The organism is Chitinimonas sp. (assembly GCF_041904975.1).
Classification (GTDB): Bacteria; Pseudomonadota; Gammaproteobacteria; order Burkholderiales; family Chitinimonadaceae; genus Chitinimonas.
The window spans coordinates 1-9,285 of sequence record NZ_JAYRLZ010000171.1; the positions used below are offsets into that span (position 1 = coordinate 1).

General features: G+C 57.9%; 6 protein-coding genes. All 6 read left to right on the top strand.

The window, feature by feature from the left end; all coding sequences use genetic code 11:
- A partial coding sequence (locus ACE3OH_RS15000; protein WP_374354558.1) for a hypothetical protein occupies positions 1-231 on the top strand: 231 nt, incomplete at its 5' end.
- A 16-nt stretch (positions 232-247) separates the two neighbouring features.
- Positions 248-820, top strand: a complete 573-nt coding sequence (gene pseH / locus ACE3OH_RS15005; RefSeq protein WP_374354561.1) for a UDP-4-amino-4,6-dideoxy-N-acetyl-beta-L-altrosamine N-acetyltransferase — start codon at positions 248-250, stop codon at positions 818-820.
- 435 nt (positions 821-1,255) lie between these two features.
- A complete protein-coding gene (locus ACE3OH_RS15010) occupies positions 1,256-2,311 on the top strand; it encodes a hypothetical protein (protein ID WP_374354564.1) in 1,056 nt (351 codons plus the stop codon).
- A 475-nt stretch (positions 2,312-2,786) separates the two neighbouring features.
- Positions 2,787-3,833, top strand: a complete 1,047-nt coding sequence (gene pseI / locus ACE3OH_RS15015; protein ID WP_374354567.1) for a pseudaminic acid synthase — start codon at positions 2,787-2,789, stop codon at positions 3,831-3,833.
- 14 nt (positions 3,834-3,847) lie between these two features.
- The gene (locus ACE3OH_RS15020; protein ID WP_374354572.1) at positions 3,848-4,375 is read left to right on the top strand and encodes a hypothetical protein; all 528 of its coding nucleotides are present in this window, start codon (positions 3,848-3,850) and stop codon (positions 4,373-4,375) included.
- The gene (locus ACE3OH_RS15025) at positions 4,368-9,128 is read left to right on the top strand and encodes a glycosyltransferase (RefSeq protein ID WP_374354575.1); all 4,761 of its coding nucleotides are present in this window, start codon (positions 4,368-4,370) and stop codon (positions 9,126-9,128) included. The genes ACE3OH_RS15020 and ACE3OH_RS15025 overlap by 8 nt, the downstream gene beginning before the upstream one ends.
- Positions 9,129-9,285: the final 157 nt, after the last annotated feature.

The window sequence follows — 9,285 nt, forward strand, 5'->3', positions numbered from 1 at the left end:
ATATGTATCGCCATTGCCCAAAATCAGGAAGCAAACAGTTTCCTGATGGGTCAATGCGAGGCGTTCCATTACTTGGGGCCAGCACAGCAACTAACGCTTGAATCTATCCGTAGCGCAATTGAATCGATGCGCGACCCGGTTCGCCGTACAGCATGCGCACACAGGGCGCGGCAAATGGTTGACGGGCTCGGTGCGAAGCGCATCGCCCATGCATTATTGGCCAGCAGCTAAAAAGTAGGTCGCAGCAATGAACAAAGTCACCGTGCAGGACATTTCATTCCAACCTCTGCTGGACCAACCAGCCGAGGTATTGGAGCAGATTCGGTTGATGCGCAACTCAGATAGCGTCCGGCGCTATATGTACAACGAGCACGAGATATCAACCGAGGAGCATGCAGCCTGGCTAAACGGTTTGCGGCATAACGCAAATGAGCGCTTTATGGTGGTGCAATATCGGCAGGTGGTGGTAGGAGTGGTGGCCTTGCGGTCCATTCGTTGGGCGGACAAAACTGCAGACTGGGCGTTCTATTTAGATGAGTCTGTGCAAGGAAAGGGCGTTGGGGGAGTGGTGGAGTACAAATTACTACAGATGGTTTTTTTTGAAATGGAGCTCCAGAAATTGAATTGCGAAGTGCTTGAAACTAACCCTGCTGTTATTGCAATGCATCAGAGATTTGGTTTCGCAGTGGAAGGGGTGCGGCGGGCAAATATTTTCAAGAATGGTCGACGACTGGATGTGTATCTCCTTGGAATTCTGTTGGAAGACTGGGTGGGTATACGGTCACGGTTTTCTAAATTGTTCGGTGATGATAGTCAATGAATTCCAATGGGAGTCCTGTAATCTTGTTCGGATTTATGGTGGCTAATCAGAGTCATTGTTCTGTTGGTCATCCGTTTTGACGTTGAACGTTTGTTGATTGGCATGGATTTGGCCAGGGGGTGTGATAGCGCTAGGCTTCACTTGGGAGAGGTGTTGCCTAGTAGGTTGGTGAGGAACTCTTCAAACTCTTATTAGGTCGCCCAAAATTAATGAAGCTCAGTGGTTTTGCTCGGAGATTATGCAGGCGCAGTCAAATTCTTAAGCAATTCCGCCTTGTTCTGCTCGATTTCCCAACTTCGCAGCCGGTGCCAAGAGCTTCTCACCGGCCTGCTAGTAGATTGGGAATGTTGGTTGATCAAACTTGTTGAGTTTTTTTTGCTTTGTGCTATATGTTAGATTCTCCTGCTTCTTTTTCTTTGCAAATTGGAGTTAATTGTGAAAAATTTTAACCTAGCAGTGTTGGTCATTTCTACGTCATTGGTTTCGATGAATGCCTTGTGTGCCCCGGTGGCGATTTCCAAATTTGTTGGTGCGAGTGCTGCTGGCTATTTGGAAGGTAAAGGTGTGGGTGCGAAATTTTATTACCCGGAAGGTATTGCAATTGATGGTAGTGGGAATTTTTATATTGCTGATCAGTACAATAATAGAATTAGAAAAGTGACTCTGTTGGATGGTGTTACGTCTACGCTTGCTGGTGATGGTACTATTGGCTCAATTGACGGCGTGGGACCTGCGGCAAAGTTCCATTGGCCGACTGGTGTTGCTGTTGATGTGGCCGGGAATGTGTACACTGCTGGGTATGCGGATAATAAAATTCGAAAGATTTCTCCTGATGGATTAGTGACTACGTTGATAACTATCGTAGATAAAGATAATCCAATGGCGGGCCCTTGGTCTCTTGCTGTAGATGTTAATTTGAATATCTACTTCACCGTATTTGGGTCGAATATTTATTCGCATAGAGTTTGGAAATTGAGTCAATCTGGTAGTTTGACGCTTTTGGCGGGTTCTGCGACGTATGGTTTCCAAGATGGTATCGGTAGTTCGGCGAAGTTTTTTTCTCCTTGTGGGTTGGCTGTTGACAGTGGTGGAAATGTTTATGTTGCTGATTTATATAATCATAGGGTTAGAAAAATCAGTCCTGGTGGTGTAGTGACGACGTTGGCGGGGACTGGCTTAAATGGTAATGTTGATGGAACTGCAGCATCAGCCTCATTTAGTCAGCCTATTTCTGTCGCCGTGGATGGTGTTGGGAATGTTTTTGTTGGTGAGGGTTATTCCGATGTCGCGACCAATCGGGTGCGCAAGATTACCCCTTCGGGCGTCGTTTCGACTGTGGTAGGGCCGCAATACATTGATGCCAGTACTGGCCTGGTTGGAACGTTTCGTACCCCTAGATTTTTGGCTGTCGGGCCGGATGGAGGGTTGTATATTAGCGACTCATTCAAGCAGGTGATTTTTAAAGTTGATGGCGTTGCCAATTTTAATTAATATTTCTCTGTTTGCCTTGTTGTTTTTTAATTGTAGTAACAGGGTTGTTGTGCTGGTTGTTGTTGAAAGCTGGTTAAGTTTGTTTTATGGTTTGGTATGGGTTTTCTGATTCTTATGTGGTGACATGTGGCTCATCGAATTGGCTTGCCTCGCTTGAAAATCTGCGTGATTAGCAGGCTGGTGAGAAACACTTGGTGCGGGCTGCGAAGTCGGGAAGTCGAGCAAAGTAAGGCGAAATCGGTTAAAAATTAGAGTGGGCTTGCTTAATTTTTGAGTAAAGTCACTGAGTTTCATTAATATTGGATGGCCTAATGGGCGTTCGAATAGTTTCTCACCAACCTGTTAGAACGGTTGTTGAGTCGCTGCATGCTTTTCTTGAGTACCTATATCTCGATCAGCACCAAAATTTCGTACTAATTTGTAGGAATGACGTCGAGTTAAGATGTGCTTTTAAATGAGGGGAGGATTGGCCGCAATGTTTCAGATTGGGAATCGTACTGTTGGGCAATTAGCTAAGCCCTTCATCATCGCCGAAATGAGCGGCAACCATAATCAGTCGCTGGATCGGGCGTTGGCTATTGTCGATGCGGCGGCTGCCGCAGGCGCCCATGCCATCAAGCTGCAAACCTATACCGCCGACACCATGACCCTGGATATCGACCAGGGCACCTTCAAGGTGGAAGACCCGAACAGCCTGTGGGCCGGCAAGACCTTGTACCAGCTATACCAGCTGGCCTACACGCCGTGGGAGTGGCATGCGCCCATCATGGCGCGCGCGCAAAGCCATGGCATGTTGTGCTTCTCCACGCCGTTCGATGAAGCTGCGGTGGACTTTCTGGAAAGCCTGCAGGTGCCGGCCTACAAGGTGGCCAGCTTCGAAAACACCGATATTCCACTGATCCGCAAGATTGCCGCTACCGGCAAGCCGATGATCATTTCCACCGGCATGGCCAGCGTGGCGGAACTCGATGAGTCGGTGCAGGCGGCGCGGGCCGCCGGCTGCAAGGATCTGGTGCTGCTCAAATGCACCAGCACCTATCCGGCCACACCGGAAAACAGTCATCTGCGCACCATTCCCCATCTGCGCGAGCTGTTTGGCTGCGAAGTGGGTTTGTCCGATCACACCATGGGGGTAGGGGCTTCGGTGGCGGCAGTGGCGCTGGGCGCCACGGTGATCGAAAAGCATTTCACCTTGCGCCGCGCCGACGGTGGGGTGGATTCGGCGTTTTCGCTGGAACCGCATGAGCTGGCCAGCCTGGTCGTCGAAACCGAGCGGGCCTGGCAGGCCATGGGGGAGGTGCGCTATGGCGCAAGCGATGCCGAGCGTCAGTCGCTGTTGCACCGTCGCTCGCTCTATGTGGTGAAGGATATTGCCGCCGGTGAGCCGCTCAGCCGCGACAATATCCGCGCCATCCGGCCCGGCCTTGGCCTGGCGCCCAAATTTTACGATCAGTTGCTGGGTCGCCTGGCCCGCCACGACCTTGCACGCGGTACGCCGCTGAGCTGGGATTTGTTGAATTGAACCAGGAGCCGGCCATGTCTGTTTTTCCCATCACTGCCTGGCTGCCAGCTGGTGCCAGCGGCCTGGATGCCTTGGCGGGTCTGCCGGGCTGGCATCCGCTTGTCTGGCGGCGCTGGCTGTCCTGGCGTAGCGAAGACGCGCAGCTTGAGCAGTGCCTGGCACTGATCGAAGCGGCACAGGCCGGTCAATTGCCGAACGACTGGGCTAATCGGCTATCGCAATCGTTGGCTGGCTGGCGTTGCCGCTATGTCTTGTTCCTGGCTTGGTCGGGCGGGGTGGGCGGGCCAGTGCGTGCGGAGGCGGAGTTGCCGTCATTGCAAGGTCTGCCCGGCAATCTGGCCGAGGATTTTGGCCAGTGGCGGCGCCAGCAATTGGCCGATTGCGCCGCGCTGCAAGCCAACCAGGCCTGGCAAGCGCATACGCCATTTGCCGATGCGCTGCGCTTTCGCCAGGTCGCCATGGCCCAGGCCTTCGATTACTACCTGCTGCCCAAATTGTTGAGTGATCGCTTGCAGGCCTTCCAGGAGCCCCTACATGGCTGATGCACGCCTACCCGCCATTATCTGGCTTGCCTGGGACAAGAATGCCAGTGTGCTCGATCGCTACTTGGACGAGCTTGGTCCGCGCGTGGTGGCCACGGTGGGAGACTTCCTGAACAGCCGCTTGCGCCAGGTGATTGCCGGGCGCCAGTCGCAAGCCTGGGTAGTGGGCGAACAGCTTGATGATGCCAGCCGCGCGCTGGCCAGCCGCATGCGCGACCAGCTGCTCGGCCCGGAGCAGGCGCTGGCCTGGCGCGGGATCGAAGCCGCGCTGGCTGCTGCGCCGGGCAAGACCCTGGCGCAATTGCTGGAAGACGTTGTCAGCCTAGACATGCAAGCCTGGCTGCTGCGGGTGATCCAGCAGCTGGATGCGCTGGCTGCCAGCCACCCGGTCGAACTGGTGGTGGTGAATGAAGACTATATGGCCCTGGCCAAGCTGACCGTGCTGTGGGCCAATGCGCGCGGCATTCCCAGCCTGCATATCGAGCACAATCCGTCGATTTGCCTGCCGTTCAATATGCATAAGTCGCAGATGGCGCAGAAAATGGCCATCTCCGGCAGCCATGCCCGCGAAAACCTGGAAGCAGCTGGCTATGATGGCGCCCGCTTGGTCGAAACCGGTCTGCCGCAGTTTGACCGGCTGGCCGATGCGGTGCGCGAGCGTGCCGAGCACCGGCGCGCGCTGTGCGAGTCGCTCGGGCTCAGCGACGATGGCAAGCCGATCATCCTGTTTTGCACCACCTGGTCGGCACCGCATTCGGCGTCGATGCGCCAGGATATCTTCCAGAGAAGCGTGGCTGCCTACTTTCGTGCCATCCAGCAACTGGGCCGGCGCTTTCACTGCGTGATCAAGGACCGGCCGGCCACCGGGCCGGAAAGCGCCGATGTGCTTGGTGGCATTGCCCGCCAGATCGGACTGGCCGATGCCGCCTGGCTGTATAGCAATGCCGATCCGGTACAGGCGCTTGCGGCGGCGGATGCGGTGGTCGCGGTCAATTCCGGCATTTTGCTCGAAGCCATCCTGTGCGGCGTTCCCGCTATCAATCTGCAGACTGATTCCGGCGCAGCCTATGGCCCGATGTTGCCGGCTGATGCCGGTATGGCTTGGGAAGGTGCCGATCATCTGGCTGCTGCCCTGTTGCGCCTGTTTGATGATCAAGCATGGCGTGAGCGGCAGTTGCAGCGCATGGCAAGCTTCGCGCCGCGTATCAATGCCGGGGCGGGAGGGCGCGCCATCGAGCAGATCGTGGCGCTGATGCGGCAGATGCGCCTGCCGGCAGCGACTATTCGGCCGGCGCCGGCCGATTCGCTCGAGCACTATGTCGAACCATGGCAGCAGCGCTTCGACCGCCAGCGTCCTCCGTCGCTGATCGAGCGCGATGCCCTGGTTCAGCAATGGGCGAGCTTGCTGGCAGAGGGCAGGGCAGTGCGTTCGGTGATCGAATTTGTGCGCGGCAGCTGGCGTGGCCCTGATTGCCTTGCCGATGCGACAAAGCTCGCTCAGGTATGCACCGTGCAGCTCAATGACGAGCAATTCTGGCGTCTCGCTGGTGGCGAGCGGCAGCTGGCCGGCTTTGCGCCCGGCTTGCCGCAAGCGGTGGACTGGCAGCTGGCGCCGGAATCGGTCGATGCCGTACTGTTTGGCGACCGCTTTGGCACGCTGGACAATATCTGGGGCTGGCTCAAGGCGTTGCGGCCCTTGCTGAACCGCGATGCGCGGCTCTACATCCTGGTGCCCAATGCCCGCAATGTCCTGCTGTTGAGCGAGCTGGCCGAAGGTCGCTGGCCGGTCGATGAGGCCTCGCAACTGGCGGTGCCGCGCCCGTGGACGCGCAAGGAGCTGACCCGGCTGTTGTACAACAGCGATCTGCATGTGGAGCGCGTCGACTACTTTGCTGACCCGCGCCTGGCCGCCGAGGCGGAGGCGGCGCTTGGGGATACGGAAACCCGCGACGTGGGCATCGGTCGATTCTCGCTGGCCAATGCCACGCCACAGGAGCGGCGCGAACTGTGTGCCATGGCGCTGCAGTTGGTGGCAAGCCCTGCTGCAGTCGCCCGCGACGTGCTGGACTACCGGCAAAGCGCGCATGTGCAAAAGGACGATGATTACGAGGTATGGCTGAAGCTGCATACCCTGTCCGATGTCGAAGCCGGCTTGTTCGAGGGCCTGATGGCTCAGTGGGCCGATCATCCGCGCATCGAGGTGTTTGTCTATGCGCTGGGTCAGAGCGAGAAACGGCTGACGCGGACGGTGACTTCACTGTCTCAGCAGCTGTATTACAACGTCACCATCACCGTGCTGTCGGATCAGGCGGCACCGGATGGTTTGCCGCTGGGCGAGCGTTTCCGCTGGGGGCTGCTGAGCGGCGATCCGGTCGGCGCACTCAATGCCGCCGCCGCGCAGTCGCAGGCTGACTGGCTATGCGCCATCGAAGCGGGCGACGAGCTGGCACCGCATGCCTTCCTGTTTGCGCTGGAAGCCGCCCAGCGTCACCCGGCATGGCGGCTGATGTATAGCGACGAAGACCGCCTCGATGGCGACGGCCATCTGCGCCATCCGCAATTCAAGCCAGATTTCAATCTCGATCTGCTGCGTGCCCAGCCCTATATCGGCGGTATGTTGCTGGTGGATCGCCAGGTGTTTGCCGACCTCGGCGGCTTCGATGCGCGCCTGGCTGGCGTGGAAGAGTACGATCTGGTGCTGCGCGCCTTCGAGGACCTGGGCAGCAGCGCCATCGGCCATCTGCATGATGTGCTCTACCACCGCGCCAGCGATGGCGGCCATGTCCGTCTGGAGCCGCAGACGCTGATCGAGCGGGCACGTCAGGCGCTGGCGCAACATCTGGCACGTAGCGAGGTGGCTGCCAGCATCAGTCCCGGCTATTTCGCCGGCAGCTTCCGGCTTGATTACCAGGTGCAGGGCGAACCACTGGTTTCACTGCTCATGCCGGTGCGCGACCGCTTTGAAGCGGTGCAGCGGGCGGTGGAGTCCATCCTGGAGCAGACCCGCTATCGGAATTACGAGTTGCTGATTCTCGATAACGGTAGTCGGGATGCAGCCACACTGGCCTTTTTGCGCGGGCTGGATGAAATGAATCTGCCCAATCTGCGCGTCTATCAGTCGGACGAGCAGCAGAGCCTGCCAGTGCTGTACCACGCGCTTAGTGAAGTGGCGCAGGGTGAGGTGCTGGTGATGTTGCAGCCCGATATTGCCGTTGTGGATGGCGATTGGCTGGGCCATTTGCTGGCACTGGCGCAGCGGCCGGAAATCGGCCTGGTTGCGCCACGGCTGTTCAATTCCCGGGGACGGGTGAGGGAATCCGCAAGAATTCTCGGTTTCAACGGCCCGGCTGGCGCGGCATATAGCGATATGGCACTCGATTCTGCCGGCTATATGGGGCGGGCCCATCTGCCGCAAAACGTCAGCGCGGTACGCGGTGGCGTCGTGGCGATACGCCGCGAGCTGTTCTATGCGATGGAGGGTTTCAATGCGGTCGGCTATCCGTCCGACCCGGAGCTTGATCTGGCCTTGCGCCTGGCGCGGCAGGGCTATCGCTCGCTGTGGACGCCGTTTATCAACCTGATTTGCGACGGTATGGCCGCAGGTGACTTTTTGCCGCCTTCCGCGCAGGCCAAGGATGAGCAGCATCGCTTTTACCAGGAATGGTTGACTCAACTCGGCCGCGATCCGGCGTATAACCGCAATCTGCAGCTGGGCGGCGATCCGTTCACCATGCATCCTGATGTGGGCCTGGTATGGGATACCCTGCCGTGGCGGCCGCTGAAGCGGGTGCTGGCGCTGCCGGCCGATCACAACGGCTGCGGCCACTACCGCCTGATCATGCCGCTACGCACGGCAACGCGCAGCGGCAAGCTGTGGGGACGCATCCACCGCCAGCATTTCAGCGTAACCGATCTGGAGCGGCTGGAATTTGACAGCCTGCTGATGCAGCGCCAGACCACCGATGAGCAGCTCGACATTCTGGAGGACTACGCCAAATATGCCCGGCCGCTGCTGATCTATGAGATCGACGATCTGATCACCCATGTGCCGAGCAAGAGCGTGCACAAGGCCGATATCCCGCACGATATTGCCCAGCGGTTTGGCCGTGGTGTGCGTCTGGCCGATCGGTTCATCGTGTCGACCGAGCCCTTGGCCGAAGCGTATCGCGATCTGTGCCCGGATATCCGGGTGGTGAAAAACCGCCTGGAACACGCGGTGTGGGGCGATCTGGTATCGCAGCGCCGTCAGGGGCGCAAGCCGCGGGTTGGATGGGCTGGCGGTATCGGCCATACCGGCGACCTGGAGCTGGTAGTCAGCGTGGTGAAGGAATTGGCGCAGGAGGTGGACTGGGTGTTCTTCGGCATGTGTCCCGATGCAGTGCGGCCTTTCATTGCCGAGCTGCACTATGGCGTGCCGTTCGACCAGTACCCGGCCAAGTTGGCCAGCATGAATCTGGACTTGGCCTTGGCGCCGCTGGAGGTCAATGCTTTCAACGAGGCGAAGTCCAATCTGCGCCTGCTGGAATACGGCATTCTCGGTTGGCCAGTAATCTGTACCGACATCCTGCCCTACCAGGGCGCCTTTCCGGTGACGCGTTTGAAGAACCGCCATGCAGACTGGATCAGGGCAATACGCGAACACCTGTCTGATCATGACGAGCTGGCGCGGCGTGGCGATGCGCTGCGCGCCCATATTCTTGGCCACTGGATGCTGGACGACCATCTGGACGAGTGGGTCGCTGCCTGGACCTGAGCCATGCCCTCGCTTGCTGATTGCAATGCAGCCCTTCCCGCTCGGGAAGGGCTGTTTTGTTTTTGCGATGCAGGTGCTCTGATCTAGGCTCTGTTGACGTTTTGTCGCCGGTCGCGCCGGGTCGAGTTTTGCGGCAAAGCAAGGCGGAACGAGCGCC